Source organism: Acidobacteriota bacterium (genome assembly GCA_012517875.1).
Lineage (GTDB): Bacteria > Acidobacteriota > JAAYUB01 > JAAYUB01 > JAAYUB01 > JAAYUB01.
Window position 1 is genome coordinate 52,303 of record JAAYUB010000098.1, and the last position, 19,431, is coordinate 71,733.

Genomic DNA, 19,431 nt, shown 5'->3' on the forward strand with positions numbered 1-19,431 from the left:
CCGGGACCTGGATCCTGAGTTCCGGGGCCTTGGACATGGGAAACAGGGTGTTGTTCCGGCACACTCCGAATCGATTCCAAATTACCAACAGCATATAAGCAATCAGCAACAACCAATAAACACAATCACCTATTCGCCTCCCGCTCGGTTCCCCGCATTCATGTTCTCCAAAATCCGATCGGCGGTTCCGATGGCGTACCCTTCGGCGGCGTGGACGATGTCTCCCGCCGCCGTGACCACCAGCACCACCGGCCGAAGCGGGAGCGCGGCGCCCAGGGCCGTTCGCACCGCCGCCAGCAGCGCCTCACCCGGATCGCGAGCCCAGACCACGTTGGCGGGCAACTCGTCACCCGGCGGGGCCGCCTGGTCCGCCGGAAGGCAGAGCAGAATCCGGCCGCCCCATGCCTCCAGCGCCGCGCGCCGCGCCGCCAGTTCCGCCAGCACGTTGCGGGTGGGCTCCGTTCCCGGGGCCAGCCACGCCATGACGAATCCGCGATCGCCCGGTGTGGGCGCCAGCGGCAGCGGGCTTCCGTCAAGACTGGACAGTGCGGCCTCCCTGGGCAGCCGCCCCAGCACGCGGGGCGGCCCGGCGAGCTGCCGGAGCACCAGCGGCACCTCCGCGGCGCCGCCGGCGGGGAGGGAGAAGAAGGCCAGCCGGGCCAGCACCGAACCGTCGTGTCGTCGGTTGCCCGTCACCAACAAATAGCCGCCGCCGGGCAGCTCGGCGGTGCCGAACTCGGCTGCGGGCTGGCCCTCGGGGTATTCGAGGGTTTCCGGCGACCCTCCGCGCAGGCGCGCCAGGGTGAAGTGGGTGAAGTAGCGCGCCTGGCCTGCGGCCCCGGCCGGCTGCAGGGACAGACGGCCCATGGCCGGAGCGGGTTCGGCGGGAGGCGGCGGCACGGCCGGCTGCCATCGCCCGTTGAGATGCAGCTCGGGTGCGCGAAGCGCCGGGTGCAGCCGGGCGGGGATGCCGAGGCTGCGCGCCAGCGCCACCAGACAGATGTCACAGGACCACCGGTCGGCCGCGCGCAGTTCCAGGACACCCCGCGGCGTGACGGGGAGGCGGTAGGGGCTCCGGTCCTCGCGATGGGCGACGCGCCGCCGCAGCCATTGCCAGAGCGCCAGGGGATCCTGCCGGGCCTTTCGGGCGACGGCGGCGGGGACCGCCCGCCGCAGCGGCTCGCGCCAGGCCACCAGCGTCTCGGTGTCGATCCGGGGTGCCAGCACGGCGTTCACGAACAGCTCCCGGTCGGTCGTCATGAGGGGATGGGGCCGGGCGAGGGCGCCGGCCAGGTGCGCCAGCAGCACGTCCGCCGGCGCGTCCCGGAGGTCCTTGTCGGACAGGGTGCCCAGCAGCGGCAGCGCCCACACGCGCTGCTCCGCCGGGCAACGGCGCAGGAACGCCTCGATGGCGCGCCAGTTGCCCCGGCTGGCCGCGATGATCCGCCACAGGGCGTCCGGTTCCAGGCCGGTGGCGGCGGCGAGCGCGCGGGCGGCCGGTTCGGTCATGAAGGTCGCGATGTAGCTGGCCCGGCGGGCGTCGTTTTCTTTCAGCCGCCGGGCGTTTTCCGCCTGACCCGCGGTGGGGACGGGCTGGGGCGGCGGGGCGGGCGGCGCCTGCACGTCGAGGTCCGCGACGAGCGCCGCGAGCGGGTCCGCGAGCGACACCGTGAGCTCGCCATCGAGATCGGGCGGAGCCGCTGTCCAGCCGCAACGGCCGTTCTTCCGGGCCCAAACCAGCACGGTTCCCCGGCCGCATGCCAGGGCGGCCCGGCCGTCGGACCCGGTGGTGAAGGTCGCCAGGGGGTAGAACTCCGCATAGTTGTAGAGCCGGAAGGACACCTCCGCCCCGGCCACCGGCCGGCCGGCGGCGTCCACCACCTGCACCCGCGCCTCGCGCAGCGGGGCGTAGCCGGCGGTGAGGTTCAGCACGGGGCCCAGCGGCGGATGCTCCAGCACCGGCTCCGGGCCGGCGTAGGCGCCGTACACGCGGGTGTGGACCAGCATCGCCCGGCGCACCGGCTCGCGGAACCACGCCAAGTCCAGTTCCGGTTCCGGCTCGCAGGCGCCCAAGAAGTGCCAGGCGCCGTCCACCCACGCCTCCACCCAGGCGTGGTTGTCGTCTGTATGGGCCCAGCGCGGCGTGTAGCACTGGCGGGCAGGGATCCCGACGGCCCGGAGCGCCGCGACCGCCAGCACCGACTCCTCGCCGCAACGCCCGTAGGCGGTGCGGATGGTCGCGAGCGGCGCGCTGGTGCGTGCGTCGGTGCCCTGATAGACCACCCGCTCGTGGCACCAGTGGTTGATCTCGAGCACCGCCTGCCGCAGGGTGAGCCCGGCGACGCGGTCCCGCAGCTCGGGGTACATGTCCTGGCGGAAGGTGTCGAGGGTCTCGTTATTCACGCGCAGCGGCAGGACGAAGTGGCGGAACAGTGCGTCGGGGATCTGCGGCCCCCAAGGCAGCTCGCGGCGGGCCCGCAGGCTGGCGCGGACGGCGGCCAGATAGAAGTCGCCGTCATGGTCGGCCAGATCGGCCAGGGGCATGTAGGCGTACAGGAATTCCATGGCCTGCCGCTCGTCGGCCGTGAGCAGGCCGCGGAAGACGTCGAACAGGGCGTCGGCGCGGTGCCGCGCCAGCTTCCGGGTTTCTTGAAATCGCCGCTGGACGTCGGACCGGCTGTCCGGGGCGGGGCCGGCGGCGGCCGCGAGTCCCGCGGTTGCGAGCAGCGCGAGCCAGCCGGCAAGGAGTCCGCGGCGGCGCGGATGCGGCCGGCTCCAGGCGCCACCGGTGGTCCGATCGAGTGCCGCACCAGATGACGCCAACACAGGATGGTTCATGCCTGCGTCCTTACCGTTGGATTGGCACGTATTGTATGCGGAGGACCGCTGACGCCCCAAGAGGATTTTTCGCGCCACGCCCGGTCAGCGGGTTTCGTAACACTCGAAGGCGTCGATCAGGTCCAGGTAGACGCCGTCGAACCCCGCATCCAGGATTCGCTGCAGGTACGAGCCGGCGCCGCCGCGGATGATCGCCTGCCAGCCGGGGTGCCAGTAGTCCACCTTGTAGTTGCCAGGCCAGTCGGGATTTTCCTCGCCGAGCCATGCGGGCGGCGAAACGGCCCACTCGGGTCGCCAGTAGTACCGGTAGTCCTCGGCCTCGCCGATGCTCAGGTACGCCACCACCAGGCGCCGCCCGCCGCGGGCCTTGGTCTTCAGCGCTGACACTTCCGCCGGGGTGAGCGCCGCGCCGTCGTTGAAGAACAGGTCCACGAGCACGAGGTCGAAGTCGGTGGCCGCCAGCGTGGCCAGGAAGCCGGCCCGATCGTCGCCGAACGCGCCGGGATTGATCAGGTACAGGAAGTTGCGCGCATCGGCCAGCGACGCGACGTCGCCGCCGTGCACCCGGAAGGGCGCCGGCGGGTAGGCGGGGATGTTGTCCAGGTCCCGGTGGTCCGCGGCGAACGAGATGTAACCGCGCGCCGCGGCGGTGGCATACGAGTCATCCATCTTGACCGGGTCGGAGCAGTAGTCAATGACCATCACCGTGCGGCCCGCTGCGGCGGCGCGGTCCATGAAGCCCTCGAAGTAGGCGGTCACGTCCGCCGGCGTCGCTGCGTTGTCCGCGTCGTAGCCGTAGTAGGCGTCCTCGCGGCCGATCCCGGTGATCGCGTCGAGGTACGCGGGGACGAAGGCGCCGGCAGCGGTCCCGTCGACGGTGAGGAGCTCCTGGCCGTTCTGGGGGATGACCGCGCAGCCGGGCCGGGCGGCGCGGCTGATCGCACCGACGAACCAGCGCATCTCCCGGCGGTAGTCGATCCCGCCGCCGGACTTGCGGGCGATGAGCGCGAGGTCGACGGCGCCGGCGGCCCCGGAGCCATCGAGGTCCGCCGTGGCGTCGCCCGCGGGCAGCGCCGCCGAGTATCCGGCGAGCACGCGGGCCAGGAGCCGCGTGTCGTCGGCGGTGACGGCGCCGTCGCCGTCCAGGTCGCCCATGGGCAGGACCGCGTCCGTGGCGGCCGACGATCCGGCCAGCAGCATCAGCATGCCGAGTATCATGAGCAAGCGATTCATGCCCCCTCCTCCCGGTGGGGTGCTGAAGGACACGGCGGCTTTCGGGAACCGGCCGCCGGCGGCGGGCCCGGGTCCAGACCCAGGCGGCGGAGCATCTCGCACATTCGCTCCCGGTGGGTGCCGGGCCAGTAGATCCTGTTGCACGACGGGCAGCGGCAGAACTCCCGGTGATGCGCCAGCACGTAGGGCGGCACCGATGGCGCGACTTCGGCGGCATCCACCGTCACCAGAGGCTCGTTGCAGCGCAGGCAGCGGGTGAGGGGGCGGATGGGGCCCAACTCCGGCCGGCCGGCCAGCAGCTCCGCCACCTGATCGGGCCAGCGTTCCGCGGCGATCAGGATGACTCGGTCGCGCACGGCCCGCCGCCCCGCCAGCCGCCGGTCGCGGGTCACCAGGATCCGGTCGGCGGCCACGGCGAGCTCGATGAGCTCGTCGTCGGGAAGGCCGGGCCGGAACTCGGCGTCCAGGCCCAGGAGGCGCATCCACCGCGCCAGCCGCCCCAGCATGCCGTCCACGAGAAAACTACGCACCGTCGCCTCCCGGAGAACTGCTGCATCCTTTGTACCACAGCCGCTGCCCGGGCGGCAGGGGTCTTTTGGCCGCCGCCGATGCGCGGCCGGCGGTCGTCGCAACGGACAATTATAAGTTGATGCCGGCGGAGGTCCTTTGTATGCTGTAGGCCCGACACCCCAAACCGGGCGAGATCGAGAGAGGAGGTGGCTATGGCCGAATATGAGACCATCCGGGTGGCGCGCGACGGCGCCGTCGCCACGGTGACGGTGGATCGGCCGACGGTGCTCAACGCGCTCAACCGCCGCGCCGTAGCCGAGCTGGACGCCGCCTTCGCCGCGCTTGGCGCGGACGAGACGGTGGCGGGCGTCATCCTCACCGGCGCCGGGGCCAAGGCATTCGTCGCCGGCGCCGACATCGGCGAGGTGCAGGTGCTGGACGCCGCGTCGGGCCGCGCGTTCGCGCAGGCCGGCCAGGCGGTGTTCAGCCGGATTGAGGGGCTGGGCAAGCCGGTGGTCGCCGCCATCAACGGCTTCGCCCTGGGCGGCGGCTGCGAGCTGGCGCTGGCGTGCACGCTGCGCGTCGCGGCCGAGACGGCGCGTCTCGGCCAGCCGGAGGTGAAGCTGGGGCTGATCCCCGGCTACGGCGGCACCCAGCGCCTGGCGCGGCTCGTGGGCCCGGGGCGGGCGCTGGATCTGCTGCTGACCGGCCGGATGGTGACCGCCGCCGAGGCGCTGGCGATGGGGCTGGTCCACCGCGTGGTGCCGGCCGACCAACTGCTGGCCGAGACCCGTCGGCTGCTCGACGAGGTGCTCCAGCAGTCGCCGCTGGCGGTCCGGCTCTGCATCGAGGCGGTGGCCCGCGGCACGGGCCTGACACTGGCCGACGGGCTGGCCTTGGAGGCGGACCTGTTCGCGTTCGCGTGCGGCTCCGAAGACAAGCGGGAAGGCACCGCCGCCTTCCTGGCCAAGCGCCTGCCCGTATTCACCGGGCGTTGACCCAGCGACATGGAGGCGGCATGATCCGGCATATCGTGATCTGGCGGTTCGAAGAGCGGGCGGACGGACGGGACAAGGCGGAGAATCTCCGCCTGGCCGGCGACCTGCTGCGGGGCATGGCGGGCAGGGTCGACGGGCTGCTGCATCTCGAAGTGGGCATCAACGGGTTGCCGTCGAGCGAGGCATCGGACCTGGCTCTGGTGGCTGAGTTTCGCGACTGGCCGGCCCTGCGGGCATACACGGACCATCCCGTCCACCAGGAGGTGGTGCGGTTCCTGCGGCGCGTCCGGACCGAGCGGCGGGTGGTGGATTACGAGATCTGAGCGCTGGCGAAAGAGACGGAGCACGGCAGCATGGCGGCATCCACGCAGACGGACCGACTGGAATTCCGGCGGCTGGCTCAACTGGGTCTGGCGGTGCGCCTCGTCAAGGACTGCGCCGCCGGCTGGACCCTCGCGGGCGCGGCGCTGGCGGTGCTGCAGGGCCTCCTGCCGCTGGCGGGGCTGTACCTGCTCAAGCTGCTGGTGGACACCCTGACCCGCGGCCTGGCCGGCGGCGACCGGACGGAGCTGTGGGAGCATGCCCTCACCCTCGTTGTGCTGGCGGCCGGCGTGGCGGCGCTGGGCGTGCTGCTGCGCAACCTGGCCGCCCTGGCCACCGAGGCCCAGGCGATGGCGGTGACGGACCACGTGGCGGACCAGATCCACCGTCAGTCGACCACCGTGGACTTGGCCTACTACGAGACCCCCGCCTACTACGACACCCTCCACCGGGCGCAGATCGAAGCGCCCTACCGGCCCCTGCGCATCGTCACCGGACTGACCCGGCTGGCCGAGAGCGGCATCCTCATGGTGGCCGTCGCCGGGCTGCTCATGACGTTCCACTGGGCGGTGCCGCTCGTGCTGCTGGCGGCGGCGGTGCCCGGACTGTTCGTGCGGATGCACTTCTCGCGCAAGTTCCACCGCTGGCAGCGGGAGCAGACCGAGGCGGAGCGGCGGTCCTGGTACTACCACGCCCTGCTGACGGCCGGCGACTACGCGAAGGAAATCCGGCTGTTCGGCATCGGCCCTCTCGTGGCCAGCTGGTACCGCGACGTCCGGACCCGGCTGCGGGGCGGGCGCTTCCGGCTGACGGCGGAGCGCTCCGCCGCCGACTGCTTGCTGCAGGGCGGATCGCTCGTGGTGGTCTATGCCGGCTATGCGCTGGCGGCGTACCATGTCCTCGCAGGGCGCATCAGCCTCGGCGACCTGGTGATGATCTACCAGGCGTTCCAGCGCGGGATGGCGGCCATTCAGGACGTGTCCGGCGCGCTGGCCGGGTTGTACGACGACAGCCTGTTCCTGTCGAATTACCACGAGTTTCTGGAGTTGCGGCCCCGGGTGACCGCGCCCGAGACGCCCGTGCCGGTGCCGCGGCCGTTCCGCGAGGCGCTGGCTCTGGACAACGTCAGCTTCGCCTACCCCGGCTCAGACCGGCGGGTGCTGGACGGCGTGTCGCTTGCGCTGCGGCCGGGCGAGGTGATCGCGCTGGTGGGCGAGAACGGGGCGGGAAAGACCACACTGGTCAAACTCGTCTGCCGGCTCTACGACCCGACGGCGGGTGCCGTCACGCTGGACGGCATTGACCTGCGGCGCTTCCGGCCGGAGGCGCTGCGTCGGGAGATCGGGGTCATCTTCCAGGATTTCGCCCGCTACGCCCTGACCGCCCGGGAGAACATCCGGTTGGGCGACCATGAGCTGGCGCCCGACGACCCGCGTCTGGCGGCGGCCGTCCGCCAGGCCGGCGCCGAGCCGGTGATCCGCCGACTGCCCGACGGTTTGGACACCCTGCTGAGCTGCCAGTTCGCCGGCGGCACGGAGCTCAGCGCGGGTCAGTGGCAGCGCATCGCTTTGGCCCGCGCGTTCCTGCGCGACTCGCGCATCGTGGTGCTGGACGAACCCACGAGCTCGCTGGACCCCGTCGCCGAGTACGAGCTGTTCGCCACGTTCCGCCGGCTGTTGGAAGGGCGGGCGGCCATCCTCATCAGCCACCGGTTCTCCACGGTGCGCATGGCGGACACCATCCACGTCCTGGCCGGCGGCCGGATCGTGGAAAGCGGCTCCCATGAATCCCTCATGGCCGCCGGCGGCCACTACGCCCGCATGTTCATGCTCCAATCCGCCAACTACCGCTAGAACGGATTTCACCACACCCGAAGGATATCAGTCATGTTGATCGTTGATCGTTTATGGTTGGTTTTATTCGTTCCAACGCTCGATCAACGGCAGACGCGTCTGGGATGCCACGCACCCCGCACCCCGAGTCCCGATCCCCGAGCCTCAAGCCTCGGACCTCGCGCCTCGCGCCTCGGGCCGCCGTTCCCATCCATATAAAAACATTGTCTTTTCGATTGAAATTCATATAATTGACCCGAATATCGACAAGGAGTGCCCTCACGTGCCGCACGTATTTGAAGGAAATCTCAATGCCAAAGGCCTGCGCTTCGCGCTGGTGGTGAGCCGGTACAACGACGTGATCTGCAACCGGCTGCTGGATGGCGCCCTCGACGGCCTCCGCCGCACCGGTGCCGAGGAAGGCAACCTGACCATCGTCCGCGTGCCGGGCTCGTTCGAACTGCCGCTCGTGGCCAAGCGCCTGGCCCAGAAGAAGCAGTATGACGCGGTGATCTGCCTGGGCGCTTTGATCCGCGGCGAGACGCCCCATTTCGACCTCATCAGCGCCGAGGTGACCAAGGGGATCGCCCAGGTGGCCCTGGACGCCGACTGCCCCATCACCTTCGGGGTGGTCACCGCCGACAACGTGGAGCAGGCGCTTAACCGGGCCGGTCTCAAGAGCGGCAACAAGGGCTTCGAAGCGGCGCTCGCGGCCGTCGAGCTGGCCAATCTGCTGAAGGGGATCTGATTGGATCCGATCGTTCTTTGGCTATCGCCGGGAGTGAACCGTGGGCACGCGTCGTAAGGGTCGTGAGTGCGCTCTGCAGCTCCTATACCAGGCGGACTTCTCGCCCATGGACGCCGCCGCGGCCAACGACCTTTACTGGCAGATTCACATCAAGGAAGAGACCGTCCGGACTTACGCCGAGTTCCTCTACTTCGGCACCCTTGAGCACAAGGCCGACATCGACACGATCATCCAGAAATTTTCGGAGCACTGGCGCCTCGAGCGGATGGCGGTGGTGGATCGCAACATCCTCCGGCTGGCCGTCTTCGAGTTTCTCCATGAGACCGAGACGCCGACGACGGTGGTGATCAACGAGGCGCTGGAAATCGCCCGCAAGTTCAGCACCGAGGAATCCACCCAGTTCATCAACGGCATCCTGGATGCCATCAACAAGAACTACCTGCCGACGGTCCAGTCATAGCCGTTTCGGCGGCCGGCCGGACCAAACCCAGATTAGGAGATTGTGACATGAGCAGTCCGGAAACCGTCCTGACCCAGCACCGCCAGAGGAAGCTCGATGAGATCCGGGCGATGGGCGTCGATCCTTATCCGCACAAGTTCGCCTTCGACGCCACGGTGAGCGAGACGGTGACCCGTTACGCGACCATGGATCACTCTCAGCTCGACGCGGAGAGCCACCGCGTCCGCACCTGCGGCCGGATCCTGGCCCTGCGCGGTTTTGGCAAGGCGGCGTTCTGCCATATCTCCGACGGCGTCCAGAAAATCCAGTTCTACATCAAGAACGACGTCTCCGATGCCGGCTCCGTCGCCCTGTTCAAGCAGCTGGACCTGGGGGACATCGTCGGCGTCGACGGCCGGCTGTTCCGGACGCGCACCGGCGAGCTCACCATTCTGGTGCAGCGGCTCACCCTCCTGGCCAAGTGCTACCTGCCGCTGCCGGAGAAGTGGCACGGCCTGACCGACGTAGAGATCCGCTATCGCCAGCGCTACCTCGATCTCATCGTCAATCCGGAAGCGCGGCGGATTTTTCAGCGGCGGTCCGCCATCGTCCAGCAGCTCCGCCGCTTTCTCGAAGCGCGCGGCTACCTCGAGGTGGAGACGCCCATGATGCACCCGCTCGTGGGCGGGGCCACCGCGCGGCCGTTCATCACCTACCACAACACGCTCGACATGAAGCTCTACCTGCGGATCGCCCCCGAGCTCTACCTCAAGCGCCTGGTGGTGGGGGGCATGGAGCGCGTGTACGAGATCAACCGGAACTTCCGCAACGAGGGAATCTCCACCCAGCACAATCCCGAGTTCACCATGCTGGAGTTCTATCAGGCCTACAGCGACTTCCGCGACCTGATGGCGCTGACCCGGGAGATGCTGACGGAGACTGTGGACGCCGTCTGCGGCACCCGCCTGGTGCCGTTCAAGGAACATGTCATCGATTTCGACGGCTGGCGGGAGTTCACGCTCCGCGATGCCATCCGTCATTTCTGGACGGCGCCAGGCCCTCGGCCGGAGCCGGAACAGCTCAACACCCGCGCGGGCGTCGTCGCCCTGCTGGAGCGGATCAGCATCGGCTATCCGCCCAAGGAGTCATACGGCAAGCTGCTGGGGCTGCTGTTCGAGGAAGTGGTGGAGCACCAGCTCGTCCAGCCCACCTTCATCTACGACTACCCCGTGGAGCTGTCCCCGCTGTCCAAGCGGAAGCCCGACGAACCGGGCTTCGTGGAGCGCTTTGAGCTGTACATCGCCGGCATGGAGATCGCCAACGCCTACTCCGAGCTCAACGATCCCATCGACCAGGGCGAGCGGTTCCGCGAGCAGGTGCGCCAGCGGGAGGGCGGCGATGAGGAGGCGCAGATGATGGACGAGGACTACATCCGTGCCCTGAGTTACGGCATGCCGCCGACGGCCGGCGAGGGGATCGGCATCGACCGCCTGGCCATGATCCTGACCAACTCGCCGTCGATCCGCGACGTGATCCTCTTTCCGCTCATGAAGCCGGAGGCGCCCGCCGCCGCGCCGGACGAAGCCGGCACCGAGGCCGCCCCCGGACCGGAGGCGGCCGGAAGCTGAGCGGCGCCCGGAGCCGCGCCGCACCCGGACGGGATGCGCCATGCGTTTTGAACTCTTCATCGCCCGTCGTTACCTCAAGGCCCGCCGGAAGCAGGTGGTGATCAGCTTCATCACCGTGATCTCGGTGCTGGGAGTCATGACCGGCGTGGCGGCCCTGATCATCATCCTGTCCATGTACGCCGGCATGAGCCTGGACCTTCAGGGGAAGATCCTGGGGGCCACGGCCCACATCACCGCGCTGCCGCGGGGCGCCGGCGGACTGGCCGGCTACACGGCCATGGCCGATGAGATCGCGCGGGTGCCCGGCGTGCGCGCCGTCCCGCCGGCGGTGTACGTCCAGGCGCTGGCCAGTTCGGGCACCTCGTCCACGGGGCTCATCCTCAAGGGAGTGGATCCGGCCGCCGAGGCGAAGCTGGCCGCCGGCCTGGGCGTGCTCCGGACCGGCCGCTTCGAGGACCTGAACGCGCGGCGCGCCGCCATATTGGGCAACCAGCTGGCCCGCCACCTCGGCGTGGAGGCCGGCATGCCCGTCACGCTGATCGTCCCGCGGGGGACGCTCACGCCCCTGGGCCTCATGCCGCGCATCCACCGCTACCGTGTGGTGGGAACGTTCGAGTCGGGCCTGTACGACCTGGACAACACCTGGGCCTTCATCTCGCTGGACGAGGCCCGCGCCCTGGCCGGACTCGCGTCGGACGCCGTGCAGGCGCTCGAGATCCGGGTCACAGATATCTATGCGGTGCCGGCGATCCAGGCGGAGATCGCCCGCCGCCTGGGCGATCGGGCGGGACTGACCAACTGGATTGAAACCAACCGGCCGCTGTTTGCCGCCCTGCAGCTCGAAAAATGGGGCATGTTCCTGGCCATCGGCCTCATCGTGCTGGTGGCGGCCCTCAACATCGTGACAACCCTCATCCTGATGGTCATGGAGAAGAGCCGCGACATCGCCATCCTGCGGGCCATGGGCGCCACCGAGCGGCAGATCATGCGCGTCTTCATCTGGCAGGGGATGATCATCGGCCTCATCGGCACCGCGCTCGGGAGCGCGCTCGGCGTGGGCCTGGCTTGGGCGGCCGACCGCTACAAGTGGATCCGGCTGGACGCGGCCGTTTACTCCATCCCGTACCTGCCGTTCCGCATCAGCGCGTGGGACGTTCTGTTCGTGGCGGCTGCGGCGCTGCTCATCAGCTTCCTCGCCACGCTGTACCCCTCCCGCCAGGCGGCCCGCCTCAACCCGGTGGAGGCGATCCGCTATGAGTGACTTCCTCACCGTCACCGGTCTGGACAAGGGATTTCCGTACGGCGGCGGCCGGCTGGAGGTGCTGTGCGGCGTGACGTTCAGCCTGCCGGCGGGAACGACGGCATCCATCATCGGCGATTCCGGCTCCGGCAAGAGCACGCTGCTGCACGTTGTGGGCGGCATGGAGCCGCCCGACGCCGGCCGGGTACTGGTCGGGGACACCGATCTCTACACGATCGCGGGCGACGCGCGGGCCCGTTTCCGGAACCGGCAGATTGGCTTCGTGTTCCAGTTTCACCACCTGCTGCCCGAGTTCTCCGCCCTGGAGAACCTGATGATGCCTTTGCTGGTTCGAGGCGTCGGCGCGGCCGAGGCGTCGGCCGCGGCGACCGCTCTCATCGCCGAGCTCGGTCTGGATCACCGCACCGCCAGCCGTCCCGGCGAGCTCAGCGGCGGCGAACAGCAGCGGGTGGCCGTGGGCCGGGCGCTCATCACCGAGCCGGCGCTCCTGCTCATGGACGAGCCCACGGGCAACCTGGACCATGGCACCGGCGACCGGACTATGGAGCTGGTGCTCGGGCTCACGGCGCGGCGCGGCACCACGGTGCTGCTGGTGACGCACAACCCGGCCCTGGCCGACCGCTGCGCGGTGCGCTTCCGCATGACCGAGGGCCGGTTGGAGCGGATCTAGCCCGCCTCCAGTCGTCCGCCGGCGCCGCCGGGGGGGACCCCTTCCGTTTCGGTCACCCGGTCGGCCGCCAATCCATGTATACTTGACACGACACTCATCTTGACCCTGGGGCACATGCCATGCGCAGACTGGTCGTCTTTTCGGCGATGATGATGCTGGCCGGGCTGATCCCGGCGGCGAACCCGGCTCCCGGCCTGGAGCGGGTGTTGGAGAGCGGGGCGCTCCTTGGCGACACATCGGGCGACGGGGTGCCGGACACGATCCGCGCCCGCATCATCCTGACGGCGGCGGCGCCCAACCACCTGGCGGCCGCGGCCATCGCCGAGCGGCTGGGCTTCGAGTCCGCCGGCATGAGTTTCGACTTCATGGCTGACCCGGGCGATCCGGCGTCGGATCCCGCGGACTATCCGGTGGTGGTGGGCCGCGGCAACCGGCTGCTGCCCGCCGCTCTGGCGGCTGCGACGCCGCCGGGCGCCGTCGCGGGGCGCGGCTGGGCGGTGCTGCAGCAGGGTACGCTGTCCGGCCGGCCGGCGCTGTTTCTGTACGGCTCCGACGCCCTGGCCGAAGCGTACGCGGCGCGCGCCTTCTTCGGGCGGTTTCCCTACCTGTGGGACATCTGGGGACGGACGGACGGCGTCACCTACCGGACGGTGCTGGATGACATCACCCGGTACCTGACGGGGCTGGGCGTCAGGCCGCGGGATCTGGCGATCACGGCCGTCCTGTACGAGAACCGGGGCGTCTTCGACCGCCGTCGCGACGAGGCCGGACGGCTGGCGCGTGAGCTCAAGGGGTGGGGGCTGGATGACGGAGAGATCGCCCGGCTCACCGTGACAATCACGGTGACGGCGGCCGAGCGGGGGCAGGTGGCCGCAGACCTGGCGCGCCTTCCCGCCGACCGGCAATCCGGGCGGCGCACGGATCTCCTCAATTACCCCGGCTTGGCGGCGTTGGAGCTGCATCTGGCCGCGCCGGACGGGACCACCCCGGCGGTGGTGCCGCGCTACTCGCTGCCGGACCGCTTTCTGAACCGGCGGTACCGGCAGGAGACCACCGTCAAGCTGGACCGCCCGGTCTGGCTGGACGACCTGTACTCGACCGCCGGGTTGTACACCGACGGCAACGGCGACCGCATCCCCGACGACGTGGTCTTCCGGACGGTGGCCGGCGCGGGGGAGACCTCGGCCGAACTGGCCGTGCTAGCGGGCCGCATCGCCCTTGAGACCGCCGGCTGCCGCTTCCCGCTTGTCCGGCTGGACACCGAGCTGGGCGATCCGGGCAAAGCCGGCCCGTTGCTCATCGCGGGTGTGGACAACCGGGCCGCCCGCCGGCTCCGCGACCTGGGCCTGGATCTGGCGCCCCGCCGGCCAGGGACAGGCGAGATCCGGGCGTTCAACGACAAGCCGCTCGCGGCGCCCCAACTGCTGGTGCACGGTGACAGCGCCGCTTCGGCGCGCGCAGCGCTCCACTACCTGGCGCGCTACTATCCGTACCTCGACGCGGCGCGGGACGAGGACCGCAGCGTCGCTGAACTGGGCCAGCAGCTCCTGAACCGGTTGCAGGGACGGGAGCCGGCCGCGGCCGCCGCGGCGCTGCTGGCTGAGCGCGCGCCGCTGCTGGACGTGCTGGGGGCGAACCCGGACCTCAAAGTGCGCGGTGAGCTGACGTTGGATCGGCTCACGCCCGAGATTGCCGCCCCGCTCGTCGCGTACATCCGTGCCCGGTATGCCGGCGGCTGGGACGTGACGGCCGTCAGCCGCGACGCGAACCGTACCGCCTTCGAGATCCGGAAAGAACTGCCATGGGAGGGCGATGTGGTTCAAGAGCGCCTGCGGCAGTACCTGGCCGGCCAGCCGGCGGACGCCGGCCTGGAGCTGGAGGTGCGCGTCAGCGAACCCGTTGACTGCCGCACCCGCCTCGAGAGCGAGCTGCGGACCGTCCTGGACCGGGACTATCCGGGACGGATCCGGTCGCTGCGGGTGCTCAGCGCCTACAAGCAGGGGCTGTCCTGGCTCCTGGATGCTGTCCTGCCGCGACTGCGCGGCCGGGGGGTGACAGCGGTCCGCATCGACTTCCAGGGCCGGGCGCCGGCGGGCGAGGTGCTCCGCAAGGTGTACGGCGAGACTCCCGGCTGGCTGCAGGAGCTATTCCCGGTGGACGAGCTGCTGGCCCGCGAGCTCCGGCTTGCGCCCGAGGCGGTGGAATTCCGCCAGGTGGATGCGATGCCTGGAGAGCCGATCTACCGGGTGGAGGCCCGGAACGGGGCCGGCCGCGTGGTGCTGAGCGAGGCCTTCACCCCCCTGTACGAGGAGCGTCCCTTCTTCCGCCGCTTCCCGAGCTGGGGCGTGGCGCCGGTACCCATGGCCGGATTCATCGTCCGCCGCGACGGCCGGGAGGTGGGACGTGTGGCGCTGCCCACGGATATGGGCGCGGTTTGGTCCGTCTACCAGGACGAGCTGATCCCGGCGCTGGAGGAACAGATCCGGAAGGCGACGGGCAACAAACCCACTCCCGACAAGCAGCCGTTCTTCCGCCGCCTCACCGCGGAACTGGCCGCAAGCGAACCGGACGAGCGGCTGGGGATCGACGAGGAGCACGTCTCGGCGCTCGAGGCGTTCCACGAGGACTTCTACTTCCTGACTCTCGAGTTCATCAACCACATTTTGGAGAAGGACGCCGCCAAGGAGCCCGAGGGGGGCTATTTTCGCGCCAATCCGTTCGCCGCGCCGGGCAACGTGCTGCCGCTGGTGAGGCGAGGGCCCGCGGGCAAGGGGCCCGTGGTCGTCTTCAGGCTGGAGCTGCCGCTGACCGATACGCCGCAGCTCGCGCTCGACTACACCACCCTGGAGTCCGTCACCCACACCGACAAGGTCAAGCTGGAGCCGCTCAAGGGCGCGACGGTGCACTGCGAGTCGCTGTACGTGTCGGTGGACCGGACGGTCTGCGGCGCGCGCTACCGCGTGGAGCTCAAGACGGCCGCCGAGTACGACGCGTTCTGCCGCTTCTTCGCCCACTACCGGGAGCTGGTGTGCGCCGGGGCGGACCCGGAGCTGGGCCGGTTCGGCCTGGCGGCGCTGGAGCTGGACGTGCGCGCGCCCGAAGCCGCCGGCGTCTTCACGCTGAGCATCCCGCCCCCCCCCGCGTCGGCGGTTGAACCCATCCTGGAGAAACCCGCCCCGCCGTTCCGGCCGGACCATGTGGTGGGGCCGGAGGAGTGCGTCGCCGTCATGCGGCGCTGGGCCGGCGAGTCGGGCTACCATGTCTTCCGGGCCGGCCGGTCGTACGAGGGCCGGCCGGTGTATGCCGCCGAGATTTTGGCGCCGAGCGCCGCCGAAATCCAGAGCCGGGTCAAGCTGGCCCTGCACAAGCCGACGCTCATGCTCACGGGGCGGCAGCATGCCAACGAGGTTGCTTCCACCGGCTACCTGCTCCAGTTGATGGAGCTGCTGGCCCGGGATCCCGCCTGGACGGCCTACCGGGACAAGGTCAATTTTGTCCTCCATCCCATGGAGAATCCCGACGGGGCGGCGTTGGCGGTGCGCCTGGCCGAGCAGACCCCCGAGCACAGCCTGCACGCAGGGCGCTTTACCTCACTGGGGATCGACCTGGGCTACGAGGTGGACCGGCCGGACACGCTGCTGACGGAGGCGCGGGTGCGCAACGCCCTGTACAGCCGCTGGTTGCCCGACATCTATCTCAATCTGCACGGCTACCCCTCCCACGAATGGGTCCAGCAGTTCTCCGGCTACACGCCGTACCTGTTCCGGTCGTACTGGATCCCCAAAGGCTGGTTCGCCTATTTCCGTTATGACGACTCCGGACTGGAACCGGCCTACACCGAGGCCGGAACCCGACTGCTCCAGTACGTCAGCCGGGGACTGGCGGCGACTCCCGAGTCCGATGCGTTCAACCAGCGTTTCTACCGCCGCTACGAGCGCTGGGCGGTCCGCTGGCAGCCGCACGTCCACTATCTGGACACGGTGGGCCGGACCACGCTCTTCCACTCGCGCCGTTCCGGCACGGCCACCCGGCCGAGCCCGCGGACCCGGGCCACCTTCGCCGAGGGCATCCCGGAGCTGATGGACGAGACGGCCCACGGCGAGTTTCTCGCCTTCCTGTCGCGCCAGGGGCTCGCCTACATCAAATCCCACCTCGACTACCTGGCGGATTGTCCGGTGGTCCGGGTGCCGGTGGACGAGGAGCGGACCGACTACACCCTCTTCCAGGTGTACCGCCGCCGGCCGCCCCTGCCGGCCGGCGACGGCGGTCGGCGTCCTTGATACGCGGGCGGTTTTGGTGCATCATAAGGGAGACGGCAGGTGCCGAGCATCCGCCGGGGGAGAAGTGGCGACACCATGTTTGAGAAATACACCGAAAAAGCCCGCCGGGTGATTTTCTTCGCCCGGTATGAAGCGAGCCAACTGGGCAGCAGCACCATCGACGCCGAGCACATCCTCCTCGGACTGATCCGGGAGGACAAGAAGCTCAGCCGGTTCTTTCCGAAGGGGGAGCCGGCGTTCGAGTCGCTGCGCAAGGCGGTCGAAAGCCAGTCGCGGATGCGGGAGAAGATTTCCACGTCCATCGAGATCCCGCTGTCGAGCGACGCCAAGCGGGTGCTGAACAACGCTTTCGAGGAGACGGAGCTGCTGGGCAACAAGTTTGTGGGGACCGAGCACATCCTGCTCGGCCTCCTGCGGGAGAAACAAACCACCGCCGGCCGGCTGCTGTACGAGCAGGGGCTGCGGCTCTCCATCGTCCGCGATGCCATCGGCTCGTCCCAGACCGCGGAGGAGCCGAGCAAGCCGTCCCGCAAGAAGAAGGATCCCCTCGTCGTCTACGAATTCTCCCGCGATCTGACCGAGTGCGCCTTCCGCGGGGAGCTGGATCCCCTCATCGGCCGCGACAACGAGCTGGACCGGGTGATCCAGATCCTGTGCCGCCGCACCAAGAACAATCCGGTGCTCATCGGCGAGCCGGGCGTCGGCAAGACCGCCATCGTGGAGGGGCTGGCCCAGCGGATCGTCGACGGCAAGGTCCCGCCGTTCCTCACCAACAAACGGATCATCGCGCTGGACCTGTCGCTGGTCGTGGCCGGGACGAAATACCGCGGCCAGTTCGAGGAGCGCCTCAAGTCCATCATGAAGGAACTCATCGAAAACAAGGATTTCATCGTCTTCATCGACGAGCTGCACACCCTGGTGGGCGCCGGTTCGGCCGAGGGTTCGCTCGACGCGGCCAACATCCTGAAGCCGTCCCTGTCTCGGGGCGAGCTGCAGTGCATCGGCTCCACGACGCCGGCCGACTTCCGCAAGTTCATCGAGAAGGACCGCTCGCTGGAGCGCCGTTTCCAGGCAATCAAGGTGGACGCGCCCAACGAGGACGAGACCATCCGGATCCTGCGGGGGATCCGCGAGCGCTACGAGAGCTTCCACAACCTCAAGTACACGGACGACGCGCTCGAGTCCTCGGTGTACCTGTCCAACCGGTACATCTCCGACCGCTTCCTGCCCGACAAGGCGATTGACCTGATGGACGAAGCCGGCGCCCGCGTCAAGCTCCGCTACGCCGAGATCCCGGAGGACCTGCTCCGGATTCAGAAGCAGCTCGGTGAGATCAAGCAGGTCATCGAGACGACGGTCCGGCGGCGCGATTACGAGGAAGCCGCCCGGCTCAAGGAGGAGCAGCTGGCCTTGCAAAAGGAGGCCGAGGACTTCCGGACGCGCTGGCACATCGACCTGGACCACCCGGCGGTGGTGACCCGCGGGGACATCGAGGAGGTGGTTGCGCGCTGGACGGGCGTGCCGGTGGCCCAGATCAAGGAAGAGGAGATGAACAAGCTGCTCCGCATGGAGGAGGAGCTGCACCGGCACATCATCAGCCAGGACGACGCGATCTCGGCTCTGGCCCGGGCGATCCGGCGCGGCCGGGCCGGTCTCAAGAGTCCGAACCGGCCCGTGGGTTCCTTCCTGTTCCTGGGCCCCACCGGCGTGGGCAAGACCGAGGTGGCCAAGCGGCTCACCGAGTTTCTGTTCGGCTCGGAGCAGGCGCTGATCCGCTTCGACATGTCCGAGTACATGGAGAAGCATTCGGTGGCCAAGCTCATCGGCTCGCCGCCGGGCTACGTGGGGCATGAGGAGGGCGGCCAGCTCACCGAGAAGGTGAAGCGCAACCCGTACTCGGTCATCCTGCTCGACGAGATCGAGAAGGCCCATTTCGAGGTGTACAACATCCTGCTGCAGGTGTTCGAGGAGGGCCACCTGACCGACTCCCTCGGCAACCGCATCGATTTCAAGAACACCATCGTGATCATGACCTCCAACATCGGGGCCAAGTATTTGGAGCGCCGGGGTTCCGTGGGCTTCCGCGTGGACGAGAAGACCGAGGAGAAGAAATCCCACGACCTGATCAAGAGTGAGGTCAAGAAGATCTTCCGGCCGGAATTTCTTAACCGCATCGACGAGACGATCATCTTCAAATCGCTGGACACGGACGACCTGCGGCGCATCGTCCATCTGCTCATCGCCGAGATCAACCGCAACCTCGCCCGTCGCAAGATCACCATCGAGATCGCGCCGGATGTGCCCGATTTCATCATCGACAAGACCTGCTCGGACCGCTCCTACGGCGCCCGGCCGCTGCGGCGCGCCATCCAGAAATACATCGAGGACCCCGTCTCGGAGATCCTGATCCAAGGGAAGATCCAGGAAGGGGCCCAGGTCGTGGCCTACGTCGAGCTGGGCGAGATCGCGTACCGCCTGAGCGGCGAGAAGAACCGGCAGGGGCAACCCCTGCTGGTGAGCCGGTCCCAATAAATTGCCTGCCTGCGTTGAACCATTCCGGCCGCCGGATCATCTGACCGGAACAACCTGCGTTTTTTAGGGTGCATTGGACTCCTGTCGATGATATAATCCAACGCTTTGAACGCGCCTGCAACTTTACAGCGTGGAGGTTTA

General features: G+C 69.0%; 13 protein-coding genes. 10 read left to right on the forward strand and 3 right to left on the reverse strand.

The features are described 5' to 3' along the window. Positions 1 to 129 precede the first annotated feature (129 nt). The 3 genes from GX414_10465 to GX414_10475 all read right to left on the reverse strand — a co-directional run bounded on the left by GX414_10465 (position 130) and on the right by GX414_10475 (position 4,601). Positions 130 to 2,838, reverse strand: coding sequence for a transglutaminase domain-containing protein (locus GX414_10465; protein ID NLI47515.1), 2,709 nt, complete (start codon positions 2,836 to 2,838; stop codon positions 130 to 132). Positions 2,839 to 2,922: 84 nt separating this feature from the next. Then, the gene (locus GX414_10470) at positions 2,923 to 4,071 is read right to left on the reverse strand and encodes a hypothetical protein (GenBank protein NLI47516.1); all 1,149 of its coding nucleotides are present in this window, start codon (positions 4,069 to 4,071) and stop codon (positions 2,923 to 2,925) included. Further along, positions 4,068 to 4,601: a hypothetical protein gene (locus GX414_10475; protein NLI47517.1), complete on the reverse strand. Its 534-nt coding sequence runs from the start codon at positions 4,599 to 4,601 to the stop codon at positions 4,068 to 4,070. The genes GX414_10470 and GX414_10475 overlap by 4 nt, the downstream gene beginning before the upstream one ends. A 192-nt stretch (positions 4,602 to 4,793) precedes the next feature. Between GX414_10475 and GX414_10480 the strand changes: the two genes are divergently transcribed. The 10 genes from GX414_10480 (at position 4,794) to GX414_10525 (ending at position 19,290) form a co-directional block, all read left to right on the forward strand. Further along, positions 4,794 to 5,579, forward strand: a complete 786-nt coding sequence (locus GX414_10480) for an enoyl-CoA hydratase (protein NLI47518.1) — start codon at positions 4,794 to 4,796, stop codon at positions 5,577 to 5,579. Positions 5,580 to 5,599: 20 nt separating this feature from the next. Then, the gene (locus tag GX414_10485; protein NLI47519.1) at positions 5,600 to 5,902 is read left to right on the forward strand and encodes a Dabb family protein; all 303 of its coding nucleotides are present in this window, start codon (positions 5,600 to 5,602) and stop codon (positions 5,900 to 5,902) included. Between the two features lie 30 nt (positions 5,903 to 5,932). After that, positions 5,933 to 7,753 (forward strand): ABC transporter ATP-binding protein, encoded by a 1,821-nt coding sequence (locus GX414_10490; GenBank protein NLI47520.1) that lies wholly within the window; start codon positions 5,933 to 5,935, stop codon positions 7,751 to 7,753. A 262-nt stretch (positions 7,754 to 8,015) separates the two neighbouring features. After that, positions 8,016 to 8,480: a 6,7-dimethyl-8-ribityllumazine synthase gene (locus GX414_10495; protein NLI47521.1), complete on the forward strand. Its 465-nt coding sequence runs from the start codon at positions 8,016 to 8,018 to the stop codon at positions 8,478 to 8,480. Between the two features lie 40 nt (positions 8,481 to 8,520). Beyond that, positions 8,521 to 8,940 carry a transcription antitermination factor NusB gene (gene nusB / locus GX414_10500; protein NLI47522.1) on the forward strand — a complete coding sequence of 140 codons (420 nt, stop codon included), beginning with the start codon at positions 8,521 to 8,523 and terminating at the stop codon, positions 8,938 to 8,940. 47 nt (positions 8,941 to 8,987) lie between these two features. Further along, positions 8,988 to 10,547, forward strand: a complete 1,560-nt coding sequence (gene lysS, locus GX414_10505) for a lysine--tRNA ligase (protein NLI47523.1) — start codon at positions 8,988 to 8,990, stop codon at positions 10,545 to 10,547. A 40-nt stretch (positions 10,548 to 10,587) separates the two neighbouring features. Beyond that, positions 10,588 to 11,808 carry a lipoprotein-releasing ABC transporter permease subunit gene (locus GX414_10510; GenBank protein NLI47524.1) on the forward strand — a complete coding sequence of 407 codons (1,221 nt, stop codon included), beginning with the start codon at positions 10,588 to 10,590 and terminating at the stop codon, positions 11,806 to 11,808. Then, positions 11,801 to 12,478, forward strand: coding sequence for an ABC transporter ATP-binding protein (locus tag GX414_10515; GenBank protein NLI47525.1), 678 nt, complete (start codon positions 11,801 to 11,803; stop codon positions 12,476 to 12,478). The genes GX414_10510 and GX414_10515 overlap by 8 nt, the downstream gene beginning before the upstream one ends. A 119-nt stretch (positions 12,479 to 12,597) precedes the next feature. After that, a complete protein-coding gene (locus GX414_10520) occupies positions 12,598 to 16,758 on the forward strand; it encodes a hypothetical protein (GenBank protein NLI47526.1) in 4,161 nt (1,386 codons plus the stop codon). A gap of 75 nt (positions 16,759 to 16,833) precedes the next feature. Next, positions 16,834 to 19,290 carry an ATP-dependent Clp protease ATP-binding subunit gene (locus tag GX414_10525; protein NLI47527.1) on the forward strand — a complete coding sequence of 819 codons (2,457 nt, stop codon included), beginning with the start codon at positions 16,834 to 16,836 and terminating at the stop codon, positions 19,288 to 19,290. Positions 19,291 to 19,431 lie beyond the last annotated feature (141 nt).

Bases quoted from the DNA above. Each gene is read 5' to 3' on its own strand.
- GX414_10465 (NLI47515.1), bottom strand. From the start codon at position 2,838: ATGAACCATCCTGTGTTGGCGTCATCTGGTGCGGCACTCGATCGGACC.
- GX414_10470 (NLI47516.1), bottom strand. From the start codon at position 4,071: ATGAATCGCTTGCTCATGATACTCGGCATGCTGATGCTGCTGGCCGGA.
- GX414_10480 (NLI47518.1), top strand. From the start codon at position 4,794: ATGGCCGAATATGAGACCATCCGGGTGGCGCGCGACGGCGCCGTCGCC.
- GX414_10485 (NLI47519.1), top strand. From the start codon at position 5,600: ATGATCCGGCATATCGTGATCTGGCGGTTCGAAGAGCGGGCGGACGGA.
- GX414_10490 (NLI47520.1), top strand. From the start codon at position 5,933: ATGGCGGCATCCACGCAGACGGACCGACTGGAATTCCGGCGGCTGGCT.
- lysS (NLI47523.1), top strand. From the start codon at position 8,988: ATGAGCAGTCCGGAAACCGTCCTGACCCAGCACCGCCAGAGGAAGCTC.
- GX414_10510 (NLI47524.1), top strand. From the start codon at position 10,588: ATGCGTTTTGAACTCTTCATCGCCCGTCGTTACCTCAAGGCCCGCCGG.
- GX414_10515 (NLI47525.1), top strand. From the start codon at position 11,801: ATGAGTGACTTCCTCACCGTCACCGGTCTGGACAAGGGATTTCCGTAC.
- GX414_10520 (NLI47526.1), top strand. From the start codon at position 12,598: ATGCGCAGACTGGTCGTCTTTTCGGCGATGATGATGCTGGCCGGGCTG.
- GX414_10525 (NLI47527.1), top strand. From the start codon at position 16,834: ATGTTTGAGAAATACACCGAAAAAGCCCGCCGGGTGATTTTCTTCGCC.